Source organism: Klebsiella sp. K5-306 (genome assembly GCF_051835185.1).
Lineage (GTDB): Bacteria > Pseudomonadota > Gammaproteobacteria > Enterobacterales > Enterobacteriaceae > Klebsiella > Klebsiella oxytoca.
In genome coordinates, this window is the sequence record NZ_JAIFJY010000014.1 from 144,997 (window position 1) to 170,946 (window position 25,950).

General features: G+C 55.8%; 21 protein-coding genes and 1 pseudogene. 6 read left to right on the plus strand and 16 right to left on the minus strand.

Annotated features, from left to right (window positions below):
- Positions 1 to 5: 5 nt before the first annotated feature.
- From bglF to mhbT, 8 genes and pseudogenes are all read right to left on the minus strand, one after another.
- Positions 6 to 1,977: pseudogene (bglF, locus tag K2184_RS20665) on the minus strand (PTS beta-glucoside transporter subunit IIABC).
- A gap of 53 nt (positions 1,978 to 2,030) precedes the next feature.
- Positions 2,031 to 2,864, minus strand: a complete 834-nt coding sequence (gene bglG, locus K2184_RS20670; RefSeq protein WP_004103859.1) for a transcriptional antiterminator BglG — start codon at positions 2,862 to 2,864, stop codon at positions 2,031 to 2,033.
- Positions 2,865 to 3,016: 152 nt separating this feature from the next.
- Positions 3,017 to 3,955: a tRNA dihydrouridine(16) synthase DusC gene (gene dusC, locus K2184_RS20675; RefSeq protein WP_049593496.1), complete on the minus strand. Its 939-nt coding sequence runs from the start codon at positions 3,953 to 3,955 to the stop codon at positions 3,017 to 3,019.
- Positions 3,956 to 4,124: 169 nt separating this feature from the next.
- Entirely contained in the window at positions 4,125 to 5,318 is a 1,194-nt protein-coding gene (locus K2184_RS20680) for a 3-hydroxybenzoate 6-monooxygenase (RefSeq protein ID WP_004103863.1), read from the minus strand.
- A gap of 8 nt (positions 5,319 to 5,326) precedes the next feature.
- Positions 5,327 to 5,971 carry a maleylacetoacetate isomerase gene (gene maiA / locus K2184_RS20685; protein WP_004103865.1) on the minus strand — a complete coding sequence of 215 codons (645 nt, stop codon included), beginning with the start codon at positions 5,969 to 5,971 and terminating at the stop codon, positions 5,327 to 5,329.
- Between the two features lie 8 nt (positions 5,972 to 5,979).
- Positions 5,980 to 6,678, minus strand: coding sequence for a fumarylacetoacetate hydrolase family protein (locus tag K2184_RS20690; protein ID WP_064344297.1), 699 nt, complete (start codon positions 6,676 to 6,678; stop codon positions 5,980 to 5,982).
- 23 nt (positions 6,679 to 6,701) lie between these two features.
- Positions 6,702 to 7,739 carry a gentisate 1,2-dioxygenase gene (gene gtdA, locus K2184_RS20695; RefSeq protein ID WP_163525731.1) on the minus strand — a complete coding sequence of 346 codons (1,038 nt, stop codon included), beginning with the start codon at positions 7,737 to 7,739 and terminating at the stop codon, positions 6,702 to 6,704.
- Between the two features lie 11 nt (positions 7,740 to 7,750).
- Positions 7,751 to 9,109, minus strand: coding sequence for a 3-hydroxybenzoate transporter MhbT (mhbT, locus tag K2184_RS20700; RefSeq protein WP_004103871.1), 1,359 nt, complete (start codon positions 9,107 to 9,109; stop codon positions 7,751 to 7,753).
- Between the two features lie 126 nt (positions 9,110 to 9,235).
- Between mhbT and K2184_RS20705 the strand changes: the two genes are divergently transcribed.
- From K2184_RS20705 to sanA, 5 genes are all read left to right on the plus strand, one after another.
- Positions 9,236 to 10,153: a LysR substrate-binding domain-containing protein gene (locus K2184_RS20705; RefSeq protein ID WP_004103873.1), complete on the plus strand. Its 918-nt coding sequence runs from the start codon at positions 9,236 to 9,238 to the stop codon at positions 10,151 to 10,153.
- 121 nt (positions 10,154 to 10,274) lie between these two features.
- A complete protein-coding gene (locus K2184_RS20710) occupies positions 10,275 to 10,673 on the plus strand; it encodes a CidA/LrgA family protein (protein WP_004103875.1) in 399 nt (132 codons plus the stop codon).
- Complete coding sequence (locus tag K2184_RS20715) at positions 10,670 to 11,365, plus strand: CidB/LrgB family autolysis modulator (RefSeq protein WP_004103877.1); 696 nt, start codon at positions 10,670 to 10,672, stop codon at positions 11,363 to 11,365. The genes K2184_RS20710 and K2184_RS20715 overlap by 4 nt, the downstream gene beginning before the upstream one ends.
- Before the next feature lie 127 nt (positions 11,366 to 11,492).
- The gene (gene cdd / locus K2184_RS20720; RefSeq protein ID WP_004103882.1) at positions 11,493 to 12,377 is read left to right on the plus strand and encodes a cytidine deaminase; all 885 of its coding nucleotides are present in this window, start codon (positions 11,493 to 11,495) and stop codon (positions 12,375 to 12,377) included.
- Between the two features lie 124 nt (positions 12,378 to 12,501).
- Positions 12,502 to 13,218: an outer membrane permeability protein SanA gene (gene sanA / locus K2184_RS20725; RefSeq protein WP_004103884.1), complete on the plus strand. Its 717-nt coding sequence runs from the start codon at positions 12,502 to 12,504 to the stop codon at positions 13,216 to 13,218.
- 189 nt (positions 13,219 to 13,407) lie between these two features.
- On the opposite strand, the gene mglC is transcribed toward sanA, so the two are convergent.
- From mglC to folE, 6 genes are all read right to left on the minus strand, one after another.
- Positions 13,408 to 14,418, minus strand: coding sequence for a galactose/methyl galactoside ABC transporter permease MglC (gene mglC, locus K2184_RS20730; RefSeq protein WP_064371117.1), 1,011 nt, complete (start codon positions 14,416 to 14,418; stop codon positions 13,408 to 13,410).
- 15 nt (positions 14,419 to 14,433) lie between these two features.
- The gene (gene mglA, locus K2184_RS20735) at positions 14,434 to 15,954 is read right to left on the minus strand and encodes a galactose/methyl galactoside ABC transporter ATP-binding protein MglA (RefSeq protein WP_004103886.1); all 1,521 of its coding nucleotides are present in this window, start codon (positions 15,952 to 15,954) and stop codon (positions 14,434 to 14,436) included.
- A gap of 118 nt (positions 15,955 to 16,072) precedes the next feature.
- Entirely contained in the window at positions 16,073 to 17,071 is a 999-nt protein-coding gene (gene mglB / locus K2184_RS20740; protein WP_004103888.1) for a galactose/glucose ABC transporter substrate-binding protein MglB, read from the minus strand.
- A gap of 289 nt (positions 17,072 to 17,360) precedes the next feature.
- Positions 17,361 to 18,383 (minus strand): HTH-type transcriptional regulator GalS, encoded by a 1,023-nt coding sequence (gene galS / locus K2184_RS20745; RefSeq protein ID WP_004103891.1) that lies wholly within the window; start codon positions 18,381 to 18,383, stop codon positions 17,361 to 17,363.
- Between the two features lie 155 nt (positions 18,384 to 18,538).
- Positions 18,539 to 19,696, minus strand: coding sequence for a DUF418 domain-containing protein YeiB (yeiB, locus tag K2184_RS20750; protein ID WP_004103893.1), 1,158 nt, complete (start codon positions 19,694 to 19,696; stop codon positions 18,539 to 18,541).
- 15 nt (positions 19,697 to 19,711) lie between these two features.
- Positions 19,712 to 20,380 (minus strand): GTP cyclohydrolase I FolE, encoded by a 669-nt coding sequence (folE, locus tag K2184_RS20755; RefSeq protein WP_004103895.1) that lies wholly within the window; start codon positions 20,378 to 20,380, stop codon positions 19,712 to 19,714.
- A 366-nt stretch (positions 20,381 to 20,746) separates the two neighbouring features.
- Here folE and fghA point away from each other — a divergent pair, with 366 nt between their 5' ends.
- Positions 20,747 to 21,583 (plus strand): S-formylglutathione hydrolase, encoded by an 837-nt coding sequence (fghA, locus tag K2184_RS20760; RefSeq protein ID WP_004103897.1) that lies wholly within the window; start codon positions 20,747 to 20,749, stop codon positions 21,581 to 21,583.
- 579 nt (positions 21,584 to 22,162) lie between these two features.
- Here fghA and cirA read toward each other — a convergent pair.
- Entirely contained in the window at positions 22,163 to 24,136 is a 1,974-nt protein-coding gene (gene cirA, locus K2184_RS20765; RefSeq protein ID WP_163525730.1) for a catecholate siderophore receptor CirA, read from the minus strand.
- Positions 24,137 to 24,440: 304 nt separating this feature from the next.
- Complete coding sequence (locus tag K2184_RS20770) at positions 24,441 to 25,910, minus strand: amino acid permease (protein WP_004103903.1); 1,470 nt, start codon at positions 25,908 to 25,910, stop codon at positions 24,441 to 24,443.
- Between the last annotated feature and the right edge of the window lie 40 nt (positions 25,911 to 25,950).

A 25,950-nucleotide genomic window follows, 5' to 3' on the forward strand; every position in this document is an offset into this window, starting at 1 on the left:
TGTGATTAACGGCTTACGGACAACAGCGGCTGACCGGCATCCACCGCGCTGGCGGAAACAATGTCGAGAGCACGGTAATCGTCGCTGTTGCTGATAATAATGGGCGTCGCCAGATCGTAACCGGCGTTCAGAATCGCCTGACGGTCAAACTCCAGCAGCAGATCACCCGCTTTAATTTTGTCGCCCTCTTTAACATGGGCGGTGAACGGCGCGCCATCGAGCTTGACGGTGTCGATGCCCACATGGATAAGCAGTTCAATTCCGCTATCGCTCAGCAGGCCGATAGCATGTTTCGTCTGGAAAATCGAGGCGACTTCCCCCGAGAACGGCGCAATAACTTTGCCTACTGAAGGGATAATCGCCACACCCTGGCCAAGTAAACCGCTGGCGAAGGTGCTATCTGGAACCTGATCGAGCGCCAGCACGCTGCCGGTCATCGGCGCCAGAATATCGTTTTCCGAGGCCGGGGCCACGACAACGGCCGCCTGTTCGGCGGCGCTGCGCGGCAGCCCGGCGACTAACGTGAGCACGCAGGCGATGATTAATGCGCTAATCGTTCCCAGCGCGCCGCCCCACACCGTGGCGTCAATGCCCTGCGGCGGGATCATCTGCGCCAGGGTGAAAATGTTACCGAAACCGAAAGAATAAACGTGGCTGTCGCTGAAGCCGACAATCGCGCCGCCGATAGCGCCAGCGACGCAGCCGAAGATAAAGGGACGGCGGAGCGGCAAATTCAGCCCATAAATCGCCGGCTCGGTCACGCCGAAGATCCCGGCGGATACCGCCGAGCCCGCCAGCACTTTTTGCCGGGCATCGCGAGTGCGCAGGAAAATCCCCAGCGCGGCGCCAACCTGACCCATTACCGCCGGCAACAGCATCGGCATCATCGAATCATGGCCAAGCACGGTAAGGTTGTTAATCATCAACGGTATCAGGCCCCAATGTAAACCGAAGATGACGCACACCTGCCACAGCGCGCCCATCGCCGCCCCGGCAAGCCAGGGCGCAACCTGATAGATAAGCAGATAGCCATTGGCCAGCTGCTGGCTCAGCCAGGTCGCAACCGGGCCGATAATCAGAAACGTGAGCGGGACAACCACGGCCAGGCAAATCGCCGGGGTAAAGAAGTTCTTCATCGACGAGGGCAGTATTGCGTTGCTCCGCCGCTCAATCCAGCAGCTCACCCACGAGGCGAGGATAATCGGGATGACCGACGAGCTGTAATTGATAAAGGTCACCGGAATGCCAAGGAAATATTCCGCCGCGGCGTCAGGCGCCATACTGGCTTCGAAAGATTGAATCATCAGCGGATGAGTTAACGCGCCGCCGATCACCATCGTAATAAAGGCGTTACCGCCAAATTTCTTGCCGGCGGTGTAGCCGAGAAATAGCGGGAAAAAGAAGAACAGCGCATCGCTGGCGGCAAACCAGATTTTATAGGTCGCCTGTTGCGTCGTTAACCAGCCGCAAACGACAGCCAGCGCCAGCAGTCCTTTGAGGATCCCCGAGGCCGCCAGGACGCCGATAAACGGGGTGAAAATACCGGAAACCACGTCGATAATCTGGCCGATAATCGACACTTTTTCGCCCTTCACCGCAACCGGCTCACTGTCGTCCGTCAGGCCGGCTTCGCTGCGCACCGCCAGCCAGACATCATGTACGTGGTTACCGATGACCACCTGAAACTGGCCGCCGCTTTCCACCACCATGATGACGCCAGGATTCGCCTTCAGTCCTTCGGCATCCGCCTTCTTGCTATCTTTAAGCTTAAAACGCAGCCGCGTTGCGCAGTGAACCAGACTCACAATATTCTCTTTGCCGCCTACCCGGCTAAGAATATCCTGCGCGAGTGCTTTATATTCCATGCTGTTTTTCCTTACTTCCGCTGCCCGCAGGCATCGTTAACTGAGTATTAAAAATAAAAAAACCCGAGAACAACGCCGTGTAAGCGTTGCGCTCAGGTTTTGCCTGCATAATGCAGTAACAATCCAGTTGTAGAGTGGGAGCCTGGCGCCAGGCCCGATCGGCGCTTAGCGTCCCTCTTTTCTCACCCGTTCAATATGAATGGCGAGAAACATAATTTCTTCCGTCGTCAGCGGCCGCTGGTAGCTCTTTTGCAGGTGCCGGGCGACGGTTTCCGCACACTTCCACGCTTTTGGGTAGTTATCCTTTACCGCGCTGTGCAGCGTCACATCATCATCTTCGACCACCGTTCGCGTCAGCATACGCTGGGCGAAAAACTTAAGATGCGTAACGAAACGCTGGTAGCTCAGCGACTCTTCGTCGTAGTTAAGGGTCAGCTGATATTTCACCAGCTGCAGAATCTCCTGCATGACCCGGGTAACGTGCATCACCTCCGGCATTTCGCTGTTGAGCTGCGCCGTCACCAGATGCAGGGCAATAAACCCCGCCTCATCTTCGGCCAGTTCAACGCCAAGCCGTTTGGCGATAATCGCCCGCGCTTCCTGCCCTAACTCAAACTCCTTAGGATACAGCCGTTTTATTTCCCACAGCAGCACATTACGAATGGCGAGGCCCTTCTTCTGCCGCTCGATCGCAAAGTGGCAGTGATCGGTCAGGGTAATGTACAAGCTGTCCTGTAACTTACCGAGACGACCGCGCGCCAGATCGATAATCCGATCGCAGGTGGTCATCACTTCTAACGGTATCTGACTGAGTAATTCGCCTAAACGGCCAATCAGTTCATCGCTCTGCAGCGCGAAGACTTTTTCAATTTTACTTTCATCAAGAGAGTCACCAACGCGTTTTTGAAAGGCAAGTCCTCGGCCCATGACCACCTGTTCGCGCTGCTGCTCATCGACAACCACCACTACATTATTATTAAGTACTTTGGCGATTTGCATATGAACCCCAAAAACAAAAAAACCTGACCCCGACAGATGCCAGGAAATCAGGTTTTGCCTGCCGGAGCAGTAACAATCGGTAGTGAGTATTTCACTGTCCGCCGGGTAATCTCAATGGGACAAGCAAAAAAATGTGATGCAGGTCAGATAGTTTAGCTACGCCAGTCGTTAATCGTGCGCGCAATACTGGTTGAATCCTGTAGAGTGCGCACCGCGCTGAACAGCTCAGAAGCTTCGAGGTATTCTTTACGCAAATAGCTCAACCACTGTTTGATACGCGCGACGTGATAAAGGCCGGTATCGCCCTGCTTTTCCAGACGGGTATATTTTTGCAGCAGCCCGACGACCTGGGGCCAGGGCATACGCGGTTCGTTATATTTTATTACCCGGCTTAAGTTCGGCACGTTCAGCGCGCCGCGGCCAATCATTACCGAGTCGCAGCCGGTCGCGGCCAGGCAATCCTGAGCGCTTTGCCAGTCCCAGATTTCACCGTTGGCCACCACCGGGATAGTCAGGCGCTGACGGATTTCGCCAATAGCCTGCCAGTCAATGCGCTCCGCTTTATAGCCATCCTCTTTGGTGCGGCCGTGAACCACCAGCTCGCTGGCCCCCGCCTGCTGGACCGCATCGGCTATTTCAAATCGCCGTTCGCCGCTGTCCCAGCCAAGCCGAACTTTTACCGTGACCGGTAGTTCGTCGGGAACCGCCTCGCGCATCGCTTTCGCGCCGCGATAGATAAGCTCAGGATCTTTGAGCAGCGTTGCCCCGCCGCCGCTGCCGTTCACCAGCTTTGACGGGCAGCCGCAGTTCAGGTCAACCCCCCAGGAACCGAGTTCGACCGCGCGAGCGGCGTTTTCCGCCAGCCACTGCGGATACTGCCCGAGCAGCTGCACGCGCACGCGGGTGCCGGAGGGCGTCAGGCTGTTGTTATGCAGTTCCGGGCACAGTTTGTAGAACGATTTTACCGGCAGGAGCTGATCCACCACGCGCAAGAACTCGGTGATGCAGAGATCGTAATCATTGACTTCGGTCAGCAGCTCGCGCACCAGCGAATCGAGCACGCCTTCCATCGGCGCCAGTAGTACACGCATATTGTTTATCATTGCCCGAAAAAAAGAGGCGCTATGGTAGCGCCTCTGGATGCGGGTTGAAAGGGGTGAATATCGGTTTTACCGGCGGCGCTGCTGCTTCCCGGCTTGCGCTGCGCTTAGCCCGGCGACAAAGTCGCCTCTGTCTGCGGGCCGGGAAATGCACGGCCGCTTAACGTGGTTGCAGACAGTTATCCTCTTTCCAGCCGTACAGCCACTCAATGCCGCGATAAAACTCGCTCTGGGTTTTGCCTTTCCACAGCAGATTGCGCACCTGGCGCTCAACCCCGGCAGCGTGATAGACCCGCCCCATTTCACGCGTCGACCAGACGATCCGCGCGGTACGCGGAATACGCACCGATTCATACAGCGCGAAAGCGCGGGCGGCGTCGCCGTCGCACTGGGCCAGCGCTTTACCCAGGGTCACCGCATCTTCCAGCGCCATACAGGCCCCCTGCGCCATATACTGCGCCACCGGATGCGCGGCATCACCGACCAGCGTAATACGATCGTTGCCCCATTTTTCTACCGGCTCGCGATCGGCGGTGGACCAGCGGCGCCAGGAGGTCGGTTTATCGAGCATCTGCCGGGGACGCGGGTGGATACCTTTAAAGTAGGAGAGCACCTCTTCTTTACTGCCGTCGCGCACGCCCCACTCTTCCTGCTGCCGACTATGGAAGGTCACCACCAGGTTGTACTGCTTACCGCCGCGCAGCGGATAATGCACCAGGTGGCAGTGCGGACCCGCCCACAGTACCGGCGCATTGATGCGTAAATCGTCCGGCATATCGGCGGCATCGACGACCGCGCGATAGACCACGTGGCCGGTTACCCGCGGCGAATCGCCCAGCAGGCTTTGGCGCACCACCGATTTACCGCCGTCGCAGCCGATCAGAATATCCGCCGTCCAGCTATTGCCTTTATCATCAAACACCGTCACGTCATCGGCGGTCTGGCGGATATCCACTACCTGCGTCGAAGTACGATACTCGACGGCCGGATGGGTCAGCGCCGCCTCCCAGACGGTGGCGTGGATATCCACCCGGTGGATCACCGCATACGGCCCGCCAAAATGGTCGCGGAACGCCTGTCCTGTCTCAATGTGCACGACCTCTTCGCCGTTTACCGCATCCATCATGGTGATATGGTCGGTAAAGACCGCCCGCTGACGGGCGACTTCGCCGACGCCGAGGCTGTCCAGCGCCGAGAACGCGTTTGGGCCAAGCTGGATCCCGGCGCCAATTTCGCCGATTTCATGCGCCTTTTCCAGCAGCATCACCTTGATACCCTGGCGCGCCAGCGAAAGCGCCGTGGCTGCCCCGCCAATACCGCCGCCGACAATGATTGCTCGCATCACTTTTGCCATGTTGCCTCCTAAGCCGGGATCTTATCTTGTTGGTTTTCCGGCGCGGCGGCGATAAACGCCGGCAGCCGGGTACAGGCGTCATAAACCGCCTGGCAGCGTGGATAGTGGCTGAGATCGCAGCCCATCCTCAGCGCGTTGGCCCACTGCGGCACCAGACAGCAGTCCGCCAGGGTGGGGGCATCGCCCACGCAAAAATCGCCGGATTTCGCGTGGCGCAATAGCTGTTCAACGGCGCTGAACCCCTGCTGGATCCAGTGCGCATACCAGCGTTTTTTCTCCTCTTCACTCACCTTAAGCTCGTCGCCAAGGTAGCGTAAAACGCGCATGTTATTAATGGGATGAATATCGCAGGCGATGGCGTATACGATCTCCAGCACCCGCATGCGCGCGCTGTCTTCCTCAGGCAGCAGCAGCGGCTGCGGATAGTGCCGATCCAGCCAGTCCGCTATCGCCAGCGACTGGCCGAGAGATTCACCTTCGTCGGTAATGAACGTCGGCACCAGGCCGACCGGGTTCAGCCGCCGGTACTCCAGCGCATTCTGCTGGCCGATGCGGATATTGACGCCCACGCTCTGGTAGTCGATGCCTTTCAGCGCCAGCGCGATGCGCACGCGGTAAGAGGCAGAGCTATTAAAAAAACTGTACAGCTTCATCATTCACCTCACACCACGCGCACGGCGATTGGCGTCAGTCCATCTACGTTTCCGGTGATAACATCGCCTTTCACCACCGCGCCAACGCCTTCTGGAGTCCCGGTAAAAATCAGGTCACCGGGCTGCAGCTCAAAGAAGCCGGAAAGATAGCTGATAGTTTCATTAACCGACCAGATCAGGTGGCGAATATCGCTGCGCTGATGATCTTCCCCATTCACCTGCAGCCAAATTCCCGCCTCGTTGACGTCAACCGTATCCGCTTTGTGCAGCGGCGCTATCGGCGCGGAGAGATCGAAGGCTTTGCCAATTTCCCAGGGACGGCCCATCTGGCGCATCTCCATCTGGCGATCGCGGCGGGTCATATCCAGACCGGTGGCATAGCCCCAGATATACTCATGGGCCTGCTCCAGCGGGATATCGCTTCCCCGTTTGCCAATCGCCACCACCAGCTCAATTTCATAGTGATAGTTGTCGGTTTGCGCGGGATACGGCAGGTTCCGCGTCTCTCCCGCAGCGACGGGTACCACCGCATCGGCAGGCTTGCAGAAGAAAAACGGTGGTTCGCGATCCGGATCAAAGCCCATTTCACGCGCGTGAGCGGCGTAGTTGCGGCCCACGCAGTAAACGCGGCGTACCGGAAACTGCTCATCGCTGCCGACAACCGGAACGCTAATTGGGGCCTGGGGAGCAAAAACGTATTGAGTCATGATGGAGTCCTTATTCGTATTTTTTAATAACGCGCTTCGCGGAACAGGCCGAGCGCTTCCTGCACGGGACGGTCCGAAAAGCTGAATAACACGGTATCTTCGGCGGAGATAAAAGAGACGGCGTGCCAGGTGGGCACCACGAAGATATCCTTTGCCTGGAAAGAAAATGTCTGCTCGCCGATAGTCACCTGGCCGCTGCCCTCTACCACGTGATAGATGGTGCTATCGGTGGTTTTTGCCGCTCGCGAGGTAAACCCTTTCGGCAGCAGCTGGAGAAAGGCGCCCATCGATGGCATCGGGTAGCCACCGGTGACCGGGTTGACGTAACGCATCTTATAGCCGTCCCACTCGTCGGCATCCCTCATACGCGTCAGATCGTGCATCGCTTCGCGGCTGCGGTCGTAGCGATAGTTAAAGATGGGCGAAGAGTTGCCGACCTGATGGCGCAGCGGCAGCATATTGGCGGCGTAGCGCGGCAGATAATCCCCCTCTTTGCGGGTCACCGGCTGCTGATCCTCCGGATAGTCTTCCGCGAAACCGCAGCCCAGATAGTTCACCAGCGGCAGATCGAGGCCATCCACCCAGACAACCGGCTCATTGCCCTGGTTGCCGTGGTCGTGCCAGCGCCACTGCGGCGTCAGAATAAAGTCACCGGCCCGCATTTGCGTGCGTTCGCCATCGACGGCGGTAAATGCCCCTTCACCTTCAACCACAAAGCGCAGCGCCGACTGGTTATGACGGTGGCTCGGCGCCACTTCTCCGGGCATGATCAGCTGTAAACCGGCATACAGCGATGAAGTAATCGATGACTGTCCGCGCAGCGCCGGGTTCTCCAGCACCAGTACGCGGCGTATCGCCTCTTTCGCGCCAATCAGCTCGCCGCTTTTCAGCAGCAGCGGACGAATCTCCTGATAGTTCCAGTAAGCCGGCGCACAGGTAGGGTTCGGCGTTTTCGGGACCAGATGGTGCAGCGATTCCCAAAGCGGCGTCAGGTTTTGCCCGGAAATATGCTGATAGTAGTTCTGACGATCGTTGTTGATTTCCATGGAAGATTGGGACATGAGCATTCTCCTTATTTATTCACGATGCCCGCAGAAGGCAGCGCGGCAGGTACAGATGTTGGGTTGCGAACGGCAAGCGTCAGCAGGACAAGCATCACGGCGCTAACCACAGCCGGTACTGCGATAACAAAAAACAGGGTGTCAAAAGAGAAATTCATCGCCATCATCACGCCGCCGGAGAGCGAACCAACAATGGCTCCGCAGCGGCCAATCGCGTTTGACCAGCTCACGCCGGTCGCGCGGCTTTGGGTGGGATACAGCGTCGCGGTCAGAGCATTTAGCCCCACCTGCGAGCCGCTGATGCCGATACCGGTGCCGAAAATCGCCAGCGCCATCAGCCACAGACCGTTCTCGCTCAGGCCAATCATGACGATACAGACCGACCCCAGGGCGTAACTCAGCGCCAGCACCCGGAAAGGGTTGAAACGGTCCATCAGCACACCGAGCAGCAGTGCGCCAAAGGTCCCGCCAATCTGGAAGGCCGCGGTCACCCAGGAAGCATGCTGTAAATCAATTCCACGATGGTTAAGCAGCGTCGGCATCCAGCTGGAGAGGAGATAGATAATCAGCAGGCTCATAAAGAACACGACCCACAACATCAAGGTGATGGGCAGCTGACGCCCGGCAAATAGCTGGCGGATGCTGCCTTTCGCGCCGGCGGCAGGCTCATCAAGCCAGAAATGGGTATCGGTATAGCGTTCGCCGGTTATCGCGCCAACGGTTTTGGCAATCATCGCTTGTGGCAGCTGACGACGGATCTGCCAGCGCGGAGATTCGGGAAGCAGCGGGATTAGCGCCGCCGCCAGCATCAGCGGTAGCACGCCCCCCAGCACCAGGATACCGGGCCAGCCAATCAGCGGCACCAGCTGCGCGCTGACCACGCCGCCGAACGCCGAGCCGAGGGTGAATCCACAGAACATCAGGGTCACCAGCGCCCCGCGCCGCCGGGCAGGCAGATATTCCGAAGTCATCGTAATGGTGTTAGGCATCGCGCCGCCCAATCCCAGCCCCGTCAGGAAGCGCAGGATCACCAGCGTCTCCAGGTCAGGGGAAAACGCGGAAAGCAGGCTAAACAGGCCGAATAGCGCGACGCAGAACTCGATGACCCGTTTACGGCCAAAGCGGTCGGAGAGCGGACCGCAGAGCAGCGCCCCGGCGGTTAAGCCCAGCAATCCTGCGCCAAATAACGGCGCGAGATCGCCTGCGGTTAATTGCCAGTGGTGACGAATATCCGGGGCGATAAAACCAATTGCCGCAGTATCGAAACCGTCGAGCATGACCACCAGGAAACAGCAGATAATCACGCGCCACTGCCGGGCGCCGACCGGCGCGGCATTAAGCAGTTTCTGTAGTTCGAGTCGTTGAGTCATCGTTATGCCTCAGTGCAGGTAGGGGAAGATGTTGTATTTATTTCTTTTATGTTGCGAGTTTGTAACCAAAGCAATGAAATGTACAATGGTATTTCGGGCATAGACATAACCTGGAGGTTATCGCTGATGGCAGGCTGGACGCAGAAACTGAAGCTGCACCATTTACAGATGCTGGTCGCGCTGGGGGAACAAGGCAACCTCACACAAGTGGCTAAAATGATGAATATTACTCAGCCGGCGCTCTCCAAATGGCTGAGCCAGTTTGAAGATGAAGTCGGCATGCCCCTGTTTGAACGTCACAGCAAAGGCCTGCGCCCGACAGAAGGCGGAAAGCTGCTGCTTCAACACGCCCAGCGGCTGATTAACGATATGTCGCGTTCGCAGTATGAAATCGAGCGTTTCAAACAGGGCGGACAGGTGGGGAGTCTGATGATCGGCTGTTCACCGGTGGCCACCGACTGCGTTTCGCAGGCGATCCTCGAACTGCTTAAAGAGATGCCGACCCTGCATCTTAATATCGAAGAGAAAGTCATGACGCCGCTGCTTAACGATCTGCTCGCCGGGGTGATTGATGTCGTGGTCGGGCGAGTCGGCGGGCGGGCGCTGGAGCTGCCGCTGAGCTACCGGGTGCTCTACACCGAGCCGGTCTGCTTTGTCGCCCGCCCCGATCATCCTCTGGCGCAAAAATCGCAGTTAAGCTGGGCTGACCTCTCTCCGTGGCGCTGGATTGTCTGGCCCACCGGCACACCGATTCGCCTGAGCATCGACAACGCGCTGGTGGATAACGGCGTCATGCTGCCGGAGAACACCATTGAGTCCGCCTCGATGAACGTCACCAGCAACCTGTTACAGAGTAGCGATATGGTGTCGATACTCTCACTGCGCCTGGCGCAGCGCTATGCGGCCCAGCACCAGCTGGCGATTCTTAATTTGCCGCGCATTGAACAAAAAGGTAGCGTTGGGGTTTTCTGGCGAAAAAGTGAAGCGCCGTCGCTGGCGTTGAGCCGATTTCTGCACTGTCTGTCGCTGCAATCGACACACTGATAGCCGTCCGTTTTGCTGTTCCCCGTCTCTATTGCAGGTATGCGTAGAATTCATGATGTGATCGGTAGCACATTTTTGGCTTTAATTGTATGATGAATGCGGTTCATCAAGGGTTATTACCATGAGTAAATCACTGATTATTGTCTGGCAGTATGTGCGCGCTTTCGTGCTGATCTACGCCTGCTTGTATGCGGGCATTTTTCTCTCTTCACTCCTGCCGATCGCCATTCCCGGCAGTATTATTGGCATGCTGATTTTGTTCTTTCTCCTGGCGCTGCAGATCCTGCCGCCGCAGTGGGTTAACCCCGGCTGCAATATCCTGATTCGCTATATGGCGCTGCTATTTGTGCCTATCGGCGTGGGCGTTATGCAGTATTGGGATTTACTCCGCGCGCAGTTTGGCCCGGTAGTGGTTTCCTGCGCGATAAGCACGCTGGTGGTTTTTTTAGTAGTCAGCTGGAGCTCACACCTGGTTCACGGCGAGCGCAAAGTGGTTGGTCAAAAAGGAAGTGAAAAATGATCCATGAAATCTGGTGGTCGCTGCCGCTAACCCTTATCGTCTTTTTCCTCGCCCGCATGCTGGCGGCGCGATTCAAGTTTCCGCTGCTTAATCCGTTACTGGTGGCCATGGTGGTGCTGATCCCCTTTTTGTTGATCACTGGCATCTCCTACGAGCGCTATTTTCAGGGCAGCAAAATTCTTAACGATCTGCTGCAGCCGGCGGTGGTTGCGCTGGCCTTTCCTTTATATGAGCAGCTACACCAAATCCGCGCTCGCTGGAAATCAATCATCACTATCTGCTTTATCGGCAGCGTGGTGGCGATGGTCACCGGTACCACCGTTGCCTTACTGATGGGCGCAACGCCGCAGATTGCCGCCTCTATTTTGCCGAAATCGGTCACGACCCCGATTGCGATGGCGGTGAGCAGCAGCATTGGCGGCATTCCGGCGATCAGCGCGGTATGCGTTATTTTTGTCGGCATTCTCGGCGCGGTCTTCGGCCATACGCTGTTGAATGTGATGCGCATTCGTACCAAAGCTTCGCGCGGCTTATCGATGGGTACCGCCTCACACGCACTGGGTACCGCCCGTTGCGCTGAACTCGACTATCAGGAGGGCGCGTTCAGTTCGCTGGCGCTGGTACTTTGCGGGATTATTACCTCGCTGGTTGCCCCGTTTTTGTTTCCGCTGATCCTGGCAATAGCCGGATAGTTGTGATTTGAATCACAATTTAAAATGCAACGAGATAGAATTACATTAACAATGAGATGTTAATCACATATGTCAGCTATAAGCACCCGTACACTAGATTCCCATTACATTGTTATGAGGCAACGCCATGCACCCACGTTTTCAAGCTGTTCTTCCCCAACTGGCGGCGGACCTGCAAGCGGCCATCGCCCCGATGCTGGCCGACCCGCATTTTCCGGCCCTGCTCAATGCAGATCAGGTCGCTGCGCTGCAAAGCGCGACGGGGCTGGACGAAGACGCGCTGGCCTTTGCTCTGCTGCCGCTGGCGGCGGCCTGTGCGCGTACCGACCTCTCCCACTTTAACGTCGGCGCCATTGCCCGCGGCATCAGCGGTACCTGGTACTTCGGCGGCAATATGGAATTCCTCGGCGCCACCATGCAGCAGACCGTGCACGCTGAGCAAAGCGCCATCAGCCATGCCTGGCTGCGCGGCGAAAAATCCCTGCTGGCGATTACCGTGAACTACACCCCCTGCGGCCACTGTCGTCAGTTTATGAACGAACTGAACAGCGGACTAGCGCTGCGCATCCATCTTCCGGGCCGCGAAGCCCATTCGCTGCAACACTATCTACCGGACGCTTTCGGCCCGAAAGATCTGAATATCAAAACCCTGCTGATGGATGAACAGAACCACGGCTTCCCGCTCAGCGGCGATGCGCTGGCCCAGGCGGCGATTCAGGCAGCCAACCGCTGCCATATGCCGTACAGCCATTCGCCCTCCGGCGTCGCGCTGGAGCTGAAAGACGGGACTATTTTCACCGGTAGCTATGCAGAAAATGCCGCCTATAACCCGACGCTGCCGCCGCTGCAGGGCGCGCTGAATCTGCTGAGCCTCAATGGTTACGATTACCCGGATATCCAGCGCGCTGTTCTTGCCGAGAAGGCCGACGCGGCGCTCATCCAGTGGGACGCAACCGCCGCGACGCTGAAGGCGCTGGGCTGTCATAACATCGATCGCGTCCTGTTAGGTTAGTCACATTCTGCGGGCCAAACGGCCCGCATTGTTGAAAATCCCCGCAATTAAACGACGGTTTCTTGCGCTTGCCCGGCGGGTAAAGTAGCCTGAAGCTTCCCTCGTCCACTATTGAGCCCGGTTCATGTTAAAGCGTGCGTTATACAGCCTGTTAGTCCTGTTCGGCTTGCTGCTGTTAACCGTGCTGGGGCTTGACCGCTGGATGAGCTGGAAGACCTCTCCTTATATCTACGATGAGCTACAGGACCTGCCCTATCGTCAGGTCGGCGTGGTACTCGGCACCGCTAAGTACTATCGTACCGGCGTCATCAACCAATATTATCGCTACCGAATTCAGGGCGCGCTGAACGCCTACAACAGCGGTAAGGTGAACTATCTGCTGCTCAGCGGCGATAACGCGCTGCAGAGCTATAACGAACCGATGACCATGCGCCGCGATTTAATTAAAGCTGGCGTCGATCCGGCGGATATCGTGCTGGACTATGCGGGTTTCCGTACCCTTGATTCGATTGTTCGCACCCGTAAAGTCTTCGACACGAATGATTTTATTATCATTACCCAACGCTTCCACTGCGAGCGGGCGCTGTTTATTGCCCTGCATATGGGTATTCAGGCGCAGTGCTACGCGGTGCCGTCGCCGAAGGATATGTGGAGCGTGCGCCTGCGCGAGTTTGGTGCTCGTTTCGGCGCGCTGGCCGATCTCTATATTTTTAAACGCGAACCGCGATTCCTGGGTCCGCTCATCCCGATCCCCGCGCTGCAGGAAGTCCCGGACGGCGCCCAGTCCTACCCGGCGGTCACGCCGCAGCAGCTGATGGATCTGCAGAAAAAAGAGAAGTGAAGCCGCCATAAGCGAACGTGAAAACTGGCGTCTTACCGAGCGGGAATACTTTTCTGATTACGCGAGTGAATATCGGGATACTGAGGATATATACCCTACCTGATTCAGGTTGCAGGAAGGCGGCAAATTATCATTCCGAAAAAGCAAAAGGCAGACGCCTGAACTGACGCCTGCCTTCATTCACTAATCTTATTTCTTACGCGCGTACTTCAGTGAATCCAGCGCCACGGCGAAAATAATAATGGCCCCTTTGATAATGTACTGCCAGTACGGGTTGACGCCGATATAGGTCAGACCGTAGTTAATGACGGTGAAGATAATCACCCCGGTCACCACGCCGAACACGGTGCCGACGCCGCCGCTGAACGAGACTCCGCCGACCACGCACGCGGCAATCGCATCCAGTTCATACATAAAGCCGAGGTTGTTGGTCGCCGACCCGATGCGCCCCGCCTCCAGCAGCCCGCCGAACGCGTAGAACACGCCGGAGAGCGCGTAAATCATCAGCAGGTTCAGCGCGACGTTCACCCCGGAGACCTTCGCTGCTTCCGGGTTGCCGCCGATAGCAAAGATGTTTTTACCAAAGCGGGTCTTGTTCCACAGGATCCACACGAAGAAAACGGCAATCAGCGCGTAGAAAGTGATATACGACAGACGGAACGAGCCCAGCGCTACGAACCCTTGGGCAAATTGCGAAAAGTGACTATCAAAGCCGGAAATCGGCGACGCGCCAACGAAGTCGTAATACAGCGAGTTAATACCGTAAACGATGATCATCGTACCGAGGGTGGTGATAAATGGCGTCACGTTCAGGTAGGCAATAATAATACCGTTGATAAGCCCAATCACCGCGCCGATCGCACAAACCAGCAGGATAACCAGCGGAATCGGCATCGTGGCCAGGTCCGGGAACACTTTGTTGGCGTTGTCCACCGCCTGTAGCATCGTGGCGGCGATAACCGCCGCCAGGCCGACCTGACGCCCGGCCGAAAGGTCGGTCCCCTGAGTAACGATAAGCCCGGCAACCCCGAGCGCGATGATAATACGCACCGAGGACTGGGTCAGAATATTACTTAAATTCAGCAAACTTAAGAAAGTCGGGTCCTGGAAAATAATGATGGCCAGCAATACTAAAAGAACGACGTAAATCCCACCCTCTTTCAACCAGGTGAGAAAACTCTTTTTATTTAACGCACTCATGAGAAGCCCCTGATCTTAAAGGTGCAACGACGCAAGACGGAGAATTTCGTTTTGCGTGGTAGTTTTAGTCTCAACAATTCCGGCAACAAGACCATTGCTCATCACCAGAATACGGTCGGTAATACCCAGCAGCTCCGGCATCTCGGAGGAGATAATAATGATGCCTTTATCTTTTTTGGCCAGTTCGGCGATCAGCTGATAAATTTCGAACTTGGCGCCAACGTCAATGCCGCGCGTCGGTTCATCGAGCATCAGAATTTCCGGCTGAGTTAATAGCCAGCGACCAATAATCACTTTTTGCTGGTTACCACCGGATAACGAACCAATTTGCGTATGCTGCCCCGGAGTTTTCACGCGCATTGAATCGATGACCCATTGGGTATCGCTTTTCATGCGTGAATTATCCAGCAAGCCGACCTTATTTTTGTACTTCTTAATATTGGAGATCAGCGAGTTAAAACCGATATCCAGATACGCATAAATCCCCGTCGAGCGACGCTCTTCGGTCACCAGCGCAAAACCATGGTTGATGGCTTCATTGGCGTTATGGTTATTAATCTTCTTACCGTGCAGCTTGATTGTCCCGCCAGACTTCTCGCGAATACCAAATAACGTCTCGACGATATCGGTACGTTTCGCCCCTACCAGCCCGGCGATACCGAGGATTTCGCCTTTGTGCAGGTCGAACGAGACATCGCGGATTGACGGCTGACGCAGCGAGGTTAAATTACGCACCTCAAGAATTATCTCGCCCGGCTTATTTTCCCGGGTCGGGAAGCGCTGAGTGAGGGAACGGCCCACCATCATCGCGATAATCTTATCCATATCCAGCCCTTCCAGCGGCTGGGTGGCGATCCACTGGCCGTCGCGCAGAACGGTAATTTCATCGCATAGCTGGAAGATCTCTTCCATTTTGTGGGAAATGTAGACAATGCCGCAGCCGCGCTCTTTCAGCTTGCGGATAATGGTAAACAGATGATTGACCTCTTTTTCGGTTAACGAAGACGTCGGCTCATCCATAATCACAATTTTGGCGTTATAGGAAAATGCCTTCGCAATTTCAATCATCTGCATTTGCGATACCGATAGCGTCCCGACGCGAGCGCGTGGGTCGATATCAATATCCAGCTCGTCAAAAATCGCTTTGGTATCACCATACATTTTGTCCTGATCGACAAACATACCTTTGGTGGGATAGCGCCCCAGCCACATGTTGTCCATCACCGAACGTTGCAATACCAGGTTTAATTCCTGATGAACCATTGAAATACCGTTTTCCAGGGCTTCTTTTGCCGAATGGAAATCGATCTCTTGTCCCTGAAAAAGAATACTGCCGGAATCTTTTTGATAGATCCCAAAAAGGCATTTTAATAATGTTGATTTGCCCGCACCGTTCTCCCCCATTAATGCATGAATAGAGTGGGGACGAACCTTGAGGTTCACATTATCGAGAGCCTTGACGCCAGGAAACGATTTGTTGATGTTGGTCATTTCCAACAAATATTCGCCTGACCGTTCGCTATTATTGCTGACCATAGTTATACCTGGCTGCGTGCATGCATACCCCAGCCGTCGAATTAACGACGGGCCGGGACGGATTCGGTATCAGGAATAATCGGGCGTACAGCGCGTACGCCCGCGGCTTATTAAGCTGTTACTTACCGATAAACTCGCTCAGATTATCTTTATCAACGCCCACGTACGGTACGCGGACAATCTTATTATCAATTTTCCAGTTAGTACCGGCAGCCGGTTCTTTACCATCGGCGAGGTTTTTCGCCAGATCGAAGGTCGCTTTCGCCTGGTTGTTAGCATCGTTCAGTACGGTTCCCGCCATGGCGCCGGATTTCACCAGCGCTAAGGCTTCAGGCAGAGCATCGACGCCGAATACCGGGATGCTGCTCTTATTGTGCGCTTTCAGCGCTTCTACCGCGCCCATGGCCATCGCGTCGTTATTGGCGATAACGACTTCAATTTTGTTCGCGTTCGGGCCGGAGAGCCAGGCATCCATCTTATCCTTCGCCTGCGCGGTATCCCACATGGCGGTATCTAACGCCAGCTGCTGGGTTTTCAGCCCTTTATCATTCAGCTCTTTAATCACGTAGGTGGTGCGCGCCTCGGCATCCGGATGGCCCGGCTCGCCTTTCAGCAGGACAAACTGAATCTGGCCATCTTTATTCAGGTCCCAGTTCGGGTTCGCTTTCCAGTGCTTGGCAATCAGATCGCCCTGAATTACGCCGGACTCTTTAGAATCAGTCCCGACGTAGTATGCTTTATCGTAGCTATCCAGCGCCTTGCGGGAAGGTTCTTTGTTAAAGAATACCACCGGCACATTCTGGCCACGGGCTTTATCGATTACCGTACCCGCCGCTGCGGGGTCAACCAGGTTAATCGCCAGCGCCTTCACCCCTTTTGCCAGCAGGACGTCAATCTGATCGTTCTGTTTGGACTGGTCGTTCTGCGAGTCATTCATCAGCAGCTGAACATCCGGCGCTGATTTACCGTCTTTTTCGATTGCCTTACGCACTACCGACATAAAGTTGTCGTCGTATTTATAAATCGTCACGCCGATACGCGTATCTGCGGCGTGAGCGGCGGCGCCGAATAACATGCTAGCCATTACAGCAGACAGGGTTAACACCTTCTTATTCATGGAATCTCCGGTTTTATTATGCAGGGTCTTTGGAGTGAAAACGGCTGGCGAGTGTTACATTGATGTTACCGCACAGCGACATTCACGACTGTAATTCTGTCTTCCGTGTAGGGTAACGCTCCTGAAAAACGGCTTAATTAATCGTTTAACCGCCGATTACTGTTGTAAAAGTGATTAATCACCGTGACATAGTATGTTCAGACTTGTAAACGCAGCAATCATAGTCAGCTTAATGTTAACAAACTGTGAAATCACTCACATATTGAAAGCGGTTACATCAGCCAGATAATTAGTTAGTGATCGGCCCCACAATTTGCCTCTGCGCTACCGAATGTCGACGCACCAGCGTCGGCATAAAGCAGTGGCTGGCTTCGCGATCCAGCTTCCCAGCAGCCCCCTGCAGCGCCAGCTCTGTCGCCAGTTTTGCCATCGACATGATCGGGTAGCGCACCGTGGTCAACTGCGGGTCGGTGTAGCGCGAAATGGGAATATCATCAAAACCAATCAGTGAAAGGTGCTGCGGCACGGCAATACCGTTATCTTTAAGCGTCGTTAGCGCCCCGGCCGCCATGCTGTCGTTATAGGCAAAGATCGCGGTCAGGCCGAGGTTACGCCCCAGCAGCTCTACCATCGCCGCCTCCCCGCCCTGCATATCCGGCGAACCTGAGCCTATCCAGCCGTCGGGAGCGATAATGCCCTGCTCATGTAACGCCCTGCTCCACCCTTCCCGACGTAAATCATCATCTTCAATACCGTGATTAGAAGAGAGGTAGCCGATGCGCTGGTGGCCATGATTGAGCAGCATGCGGGTCGCCATCAGCGCGCCGCTGACGTTATCCAGCCCGACGCAGCGGTGGGCGTATCCCGGCACGATGCGGTTAATCAGCACCATTCCCGGCATGTGCTCCATAAAATCCCCCAGCTCCGCATCGCTCAACGCTTTGGAGTGAACGATCAGCGCCGAACAGCGCTGGCGAATCAGTACTTCAATGGCGTTACGCTCTTTTTCCGCTTCATGATAGCTATTGCCGATAAGCACATATTTTTGATGCTGCTGGGCGACGGTATCTACCGCTTTGACCAGCGCGCCAAAAAAGGCGTCCGACACGTCCATCACGACCACGCCGATGGTATCGCTGACCTGGGTCGCCAGCGCCTGCGCGTTGGCGTTGGGCCGATAGCCCAGCAGCGTTACCGCCTTCATTACCGCTTCTCGCGTATCCGGGCTCACCAGCGCGCTGTTATTCAGCACGCGCGAAACCGTAGCCACGGAAACCCCCGCCTGACGGGCGACATCACGAATGGTGATCATGCTCACCGACCTTTAGGGAATTGCAGTACGTCACACTCACCTCCTGTGTTCAGCAAGGTGGCTATTCTGGCAGCGACGCGCCGCACGCTACGTGAGTGAAGTCACAGGGATGGAAACGGTTACATCCATTTTGTTAATGATTGTGATCCAGATCGTTATCTGGATGTATCTTTTAATGATGTCCCTGACGCACGCAGGGTTAATTGACGCCATAGCCACTCAACGGGACCCTGACGAAAATGACGTAGCCAAAGCCACGAAAAGAGAAGATTAATCGCCCACACGGCCGGTACGAAGGACAGCAGCTGTAGGCGGTCGTACTTCATAAACAGGCCGAAGCGGTAAAACAGAGTGGTGCAAATCAGGGTTTGCAGCAGATAGTTGCTCAACGCCGTGCGCCCGACGCAGGCAATGGCCCCCACCAGACGAAATTTCGCCAGCTGCGGCCAGAAGCCCCAGGCCAGCGCCGCGTAGCCGATAGTCTGCAGCGGCGCGCCCAGCTCGCGCGGCGCCTGTAGCAGAAATGCGCACCAGCGAGGATCCCAACCGAGATGCCACTGGGCGAAAATAGAGGGTAAATTAACCGCCATGCCGCCAGCGATGAGCAGCGCGCCGGTGCGCCGGTAGTGGCGAAGACTGAACTGCCCTTTCAGCCAGCCGCTGCGCATCAGCGCGGCCCCCATCAGCATCATCCCGGCCAGCTGCCAGCCGTATTGCGCGCCCAGCGCCAGCAGGTTATCCGACAGCATATCCGCACGATTACTCACCGCTTCAAAGCCGCCTTTCAGCTTCCAGTACTGTTCGTACTGTAAATTCGCCGCGTCCGGCACCCACGAACGATTAGGCGAATTGCCGGAGATTAATCCCAGCAATAGCAGTACCGCCACGCCGATGACATACAGCACCACGCCGGTATTAAATAGCGATTTAACATCGTGAGCGTCGCGTATCATCCGCCAGCCCACCAGACCTACCAGCGCATAGGCCAGCAAAATATCGCCGTCCCAGAAAAAGAGACCGTGGATAAAGCCCAGCAGCGCCAGTAGCGTCAGGCGCGACTGGATCCAGCGCTTGCCGCGCGGCAGCAAAAGCTGAAGCCCGGCGCCAAACAACAGGGCGAACAGAGTCAGGAATTTGACCTGCGCCAGCAGATCGAGAATCGCCCAGGTCCAGGCGTCGCTATCGGAGATGCTCCCGGACCACGCCGGGTTAAGGTAGGCGGCCTTCGGTAAACCGAAGGCGCTGATATTCAGTAGCAGGATACCGAGGATGGCGACGCCACGGACGAAGTCCAGCGTGACATTTCTCTCCATGTACCCTGCTCCGTTTTAGTTGTGGTGACGTACGGCGCGCAGGAACTCCTGGCGAGTATTCTGGCTGGATTTAAACAGGCCGCCCAGCGATGTGGTGGTGGTGGCGCTGGTTGCATCGCGAATACCGCGCGCTTTTACGCAGTAGTGAACCGCATCGATGGAAACCGCGACGTTGCTGGTTCCCAGCAGGGTCTGCAGCGCGGTAAGGATCTGCTGCGTCAGTCGCTCCTGCACCTGCGGGCGCTGGGAGAAGAACTGCACGATACGGTTGATTTTAGACAGACCAATCACCGAATCTTTCGGGATATAGGCCACCGTCGCTTTACCATCAATCGTAACAAAGTGGTGTTCGCAGGTGCTGGTCAGGGTGATATCACGCACGGTGACCATTTCATCAACCTGCATCTTGTTTTCGATGACGGTGATTTTAGGGAACCGGGCGTAGTCCAGGCCGGAGAAAATCTCATCGACGTACATTTTGGCGATGCGATGCGGAGTCTCCATCAGGCTGTCATCACTTAGATCAAGGTTTAACAGCTGCATAATCTCGGTCATGTGTCCGGCGATCAGACGCTTGCGAGTTTCATTATCAATTTCTTGCACTGGCGGACGCAGCGGCGTCTCCAGCCCACGAGCGACCAGCGCTTCATGAACGAGTATGGCTTCTTTACTCAGTGATGACATTTTTATTCTCCTGCAGGTGTGGCGCTCTTTGCTCTTCTGAGGGCAAAGTTTGTATTCATTGTGCGTGAGGTGACGCACAGAATCCAGTAGCCGCATCGATAATTGTTGAAATTGGCGTCACCTTTCGTTCCACGCTGCCAGACCAGCGCACTACGATGCGTCACGCAACGCCCTGCTCACCTTGCCGCAACCAACTCAATCGCCGCCGATAGCGCGATTCCGGCGCGACGACAACGTCAGCATGTTGGTTAAAAGTTGCATTAATGATGCAATACGTTCCGAAAAGGAGGAAGTGAAAGTTACTCACCAGCGCATGAAATATCTGTATTATGGAAAATTACGCCTGAGACACTTAAGGAGCCCTGCATGGAACTGCTCGAAGAGCACCGCTGTTTTGAAGGTCGGCAGCAACGCTGGCGGCACGACTCCGCCACGCTGAACTGCGCAATGACCTTCAGCATCTTTCTCCCCCCCGAGACCGCAGACGCGCCGCCGCCGGTTGTCTACTGGCTCTCCGGCCTGACCTGCAACGATGAAAACTTCACCACCAAAGCGGGCGCTCAGCGCATCGCCGCCGAGCTCGGCATTGCGCTGGTGATGCCGGACACCAGTCCGCGCGGTGATAACGTTGCCGACGATAGCGCTTACGATCTGGGCAAAGGCGCGGGCTTTTATCTCAATGCCACCCAGGCGCCGTGGTCAGCACATTTCCGCATGTACGATTACCTTCGCGACGAGCTGCCGCAGCTGATTGCCCGCGAGTTTACGCTCAGCGATCGCTGCGCCATCAGCGGGCATTCCATGGGCGGCCACGGTGCGCTGGTGATGGCGCTGAAAAATCCGGGCCGCTTCGTCAGCGTATCCGCCTTTGCGCCTATCGTTAACCCGACCCAGGTTCCCTGGGGCAAAAAAGCCTTTACCGCCTATCTGGGAGCGAATGAAGCAGACTGGCAGGCCTGGGACAGCTGCGCGTTAATGCAGGCCAGCAGCGAGTCAGATGCGATCCCAACCCTGATTGACCAGGGCGATAACGATGCATTCCTCGCCGAACAGCTGCAGCCGGCGGTGCTGGCGGAAACCGCGCGTCAGAAAAGCTGGCCGTTAACGCTACGTATTCAGCCCGGGTACGATCACAGCTACTACTTTATCGCCTCATTTATTGAGGACCACCTGCGTTTCCATGCCCGGCACCTCTTCTCCTGAACCTTCAATGCGTCGTGAAGCCCCTTCCCGGCGCATTGATACGCAAAATGCCTCAGCATCCAATAGTCATAAAAACTAATAAATACAGAGAGATAATTTATTTCCCGTCGTCGAGGGGGATGATTTTTGGCGACGCTTGAGGCTTTCGCCTCAGGGCAGGATTGAGTTTTACCGTTGTGCTGAGGCAGAAAGAAGAAAGCCCCGAAGGTAATGTAATCACCCACGAGGCTATCTGCATGCTTAGACAACATCAGGTTAGTCTCTTACCCGCCGAAAGGCAAGGAGAACAAACCATGAAGGTACCGCCCAACGTCCCGAGCTGGTGCCTGCTCATCGTGTGTATACCCGTCATACTTCAAGTTGCATGTGCGTTGGCTTTCCTCGCTCGCCCCAGTCACTTACTTAAGTAAGCTCCTGGGGACTCCCTGCGTCGCCGCCTTCCTGCAACTCGAATTATTTAGGGTATATTAGAAATACTTGCGGCAGTATTCGTGCCATTATTCGTCCCGGTAAGTAGCCACCTGAGCGCCTTTAGCGAGGGCTGGCAGGGAAATCTGCCAGCCCTCTTTTATCGCCCGGTTAGAAGCGGTAATCGACGGCCATAAAGTAGCGGCGACCTTCTTCTGTATAGCTGTAGTCGTCGCGGCTCAGATCCTTATCGCCGACGTTAAGCACCCCGGAGCGCAGCTTGACGTTTTTGGTGACGTTCCAGGCCGCGCCGATATCAAACATGGTGTAGCCGCCGGGCGTTTTGCCCGTCGTGCTGACCGAACGCTGTTCGCCGGTATAGTTGGCGGTGACGTAGAAGGACCAGTCGTCCAGCGGTTTCCAGTCGAGTGTGCCGTTAGCCGTATGGAACGGCAGCGTCTGCAGCGGTTTATCGCCGCCGTTACTCAGGTCGCGACCATCGTTATAGGTGTAGTTCACCGTCAGCTTCCATTCATCGCCAAACGGTACTTTCAATTCCGTTTCTACCCCTTTGATTCGCGCCTTATTGACGTTGAAGTAGCGGAAGACCGGCACGCGTTTCCCGTTCACCGTTTTCCAGCCGACAAAGTTCGGATAGCCCGGCGCTTCGCTGGCGCTGGAGGTACGCAGAATATCGATCATATCGTCAACGTTGTTCTGGAAGGTGGTGACGCTTCCTTCCACGCCTTCAAGCCAGCCCTCTTCGCCGCGATAGTACAAACCCAGCTCGAAGCTTTCGCTGGTTTCCGGCTTCAGATCCGGGTTACCGATAATGCTGCACGAACCGCGGCAGGAGTTGGTGGTCCAGTCCGGGTTCAGCTGCAGCAGCGATGGCGCTTTAAATGCCGTCGCCCAGCCGCCCTTCACGGTCACGGTATCGGTAGCGTTATAGACCAGATAAGCACGCGGGCTCCAGTGATCGCCATAGGTCTGGTGATCGTCCATACGGATGCCGGTGGTTAAGGCCAGAGGTTCGATTATCCGCCATTCATCTTCCAGGAACAGCGCATACTGGCTGGCGGAAGTGGATTTACCGCCGCTGCTCAGGTTGACCGGATCCTTCAACTTATCGTGGCGCCATTCGCCGCCGAAGGTCAGCAGCTGGTTAATCATTCCCAGCGGCAGAACGTATTTGCCATCCACCGCGTTACTCTCAGAAGTGATGGTGCCGGCCTGTCCGGGATTTTTATTATCCACTTTCTCGCCGTAGAATTTCAGCTCGCTATTGCCGACATCCCAGCGACCGTTGTGGCTCAGGGAGTAGTTCTGCCGTTCAAGGCGGTTGCGGTCGAGAGAGTCGGAATCACGATCCTGGCGATCAAAACCGTAGCCTGCGGTAATGTCCTGATTGTCATTGGGCGTCCAGGCGAATTCGACATTGCCGTCGCGGCTGGTGAAGCCTTCAATACGCGGCGTTTCGCCAGCTGCGTTGCTGGAAGCCTGCTGATCGTCCTTGGCGCGCTTTGCCAGGCTGCCGTAGGCCTTCATTCCGAGCACACCGTCAATCAGCGGGCCGCTGGTAAAGAACTGGCCATTGTACGTATCGCCGCGATCGCGGTGTTCCTGAATGGTGGTGTCCGCGCTGAGGGTGCCGGTCCACTGCTGGCCGACTTTTTTAGTGATGATATTCACTACGCCGCCGAGGGCGTCGGAACCATAGAGGGAAGACATCGGCCCGCGCACGACTTCGATACGCTCAATGGCATCAACCGGGATCCAGTTAAGGTCAAAATCATTGTGGCGGAAAACGGCGTTGCGCGAGTTAACGCGTTTGCCATCAACGAGGATCAGCGTATAGCCGCTGCTGAGGCCGCGAATACTCACCCCCTTGCGGTTATCCCCTTCGTTGGTGAGCTGCACGCCCGGCACTTCCCGCAGTACATCCTTCAGGTTTTGTACCGGTCTACGCTGCAGATCCTGTTGGATGATAACGCTAATACTGGCGGGCGCATCTTTGACGCTCTGTTCAGTTGCCGCAGCGGTGACGACCAGCGTTTCTTCATTAACGTCGGCCAGCGCCGGAAACGCTAAGGATACGACGGACGCACATAATCCGGCCCGGACAAAAGGGTTTAGCCTGAACATTCCATATCTCCATGAGGTGTACAACAAAACAAACAAAAAAGGTGCTGCTCACAGGTACTGTCGGCATACCGCTCTAACGGCGGCGTGCGCGCAATTTTTTACAGTAGATGTGGCTGGTCGCCCCTTGTCAGTTTGAGTGTCTGCAAGATACGGGGATTGGCTTCATCCTGAATTTGGCGAAAATGATAAAGATAATGATTACAATTATCAATACAATTATGGAGATCTGTATCAATTTGTAAGAACTGGAGACATAAAAAAACCCTCTGGTTGAGAGGGTTTTATCTGACCGAGCAAGCTAACCTTAGCCTTTGAAGCGATCCGGGAACTTCATTTCACTGTAGCGCACAAAGCGCGTTCCTTTCGCCAGCTTGTAGCCAAACCAGATCACCAGGAACAGCGGAATGCCGATATAGGTTGCCGCAACGCCGCCCCAGTCGATGGTGTCTTTGAGGAACGCTTCGTAGTTCTGCCCCAGGGTAATGATCAGACACAGGACGAACGCGAAGATCGGCCCCAGCGGGAAGAAGCCTGAACGGTACGGCAGGTTATTCAGATCGTTCCCCTGCATGACGTAGCCGCGACGGAAGCGATAGTGGCTAATGGCAATCCCCAGCCAGGCAATAAAGCCGGTCATCCCCGAGGTGTTCAGCAGCCACAGGTAAACGGTCTGGTTACCGAACATTGAGCTCAGGAAGCACAGCGCAGCAATCACCGTGGTGGCATACAGCGCATTACGCGGCACGCCGCCTTTTGACAGCTTAGAGAAAATACGCGGCGCTTTGCCATCGCAGGCCAGGGTATAGAGCATGCGGGTGGACGCGTACATCCCGGAGTTACCCGCCGACAATACCGCAGTCAGAATAACCGCGTTCATAATCGCCGCCGCCGACAACAGCCCTGCGTGCTGGAATACCAGCGTAAACGGACTGACGGAAATATCTTTCACGTCGTTACGCAGCAGGCTCGGGTCGGTATAAGGAATAATCAGACTGATGATCAGGATGGCGAACACATAGAACAGCAGGATACGCCAGAACACCTGACGCACCGCGCGCGGGATGTTCTTCTCCGGGTTTTCCGATTCGCCGGCCGCGATGCCGATAAGCTCGGTTCCCTGAAATGAGAAGCCGACAATCATCGCCACGCCAATCATCGCCGCAAAGCCGCCCGCGAACGGCGCATCGTCGACAACCCAGTTGCTCCAGCCCGCAGGCTGTGCGCCTTTGAAGATGCCGAAGATCATCATCACGCCGACAATAATGAAGATAATGACGGTGGCGACTTTGATCAGCGAAAACCAGTATTCCGCCTCGCCAAAGCCTTTTACCGAAATCCAGTTCAGCAGGAACATGATCCCGAGGAACAGCGCGCTCCAGATCCAGCCGGGCGCGTCCGGGAACCAGTAGGTCATCACCAGCTGAGCGGCAACGAGGTCAACGGCGATGGTCACCGCCCAGTTGTACCAGTAGTTCCAGCCCAGCGCGAAGCCAAAACCTTCCTCGACGTAATTTTGCCCATAGGTAGCAAAAGAGCCGGAGACCGGCATAAACGCCGCCAGCTCGCCGAGGCTGGTCATCAGGAAATAAACCATCAGGCCGATGAGAATATAGGAGAGCAGCGCCCCGCCTGGGCCTGCCTGAGAAATCGTTGCGCCAGAGGCAACAAAAAGACCTGTACCTATGGAACCGCCAATAGCGATCATGGTCAAGTGGCGCGCCTTCAGTTCACGACGTAAACCGGGCGCTTCTGTGGTTTTAGTATCCGAAACCATGTGAAAATGCTATCCATCCAAAAAACGAGGCGAGATTGTA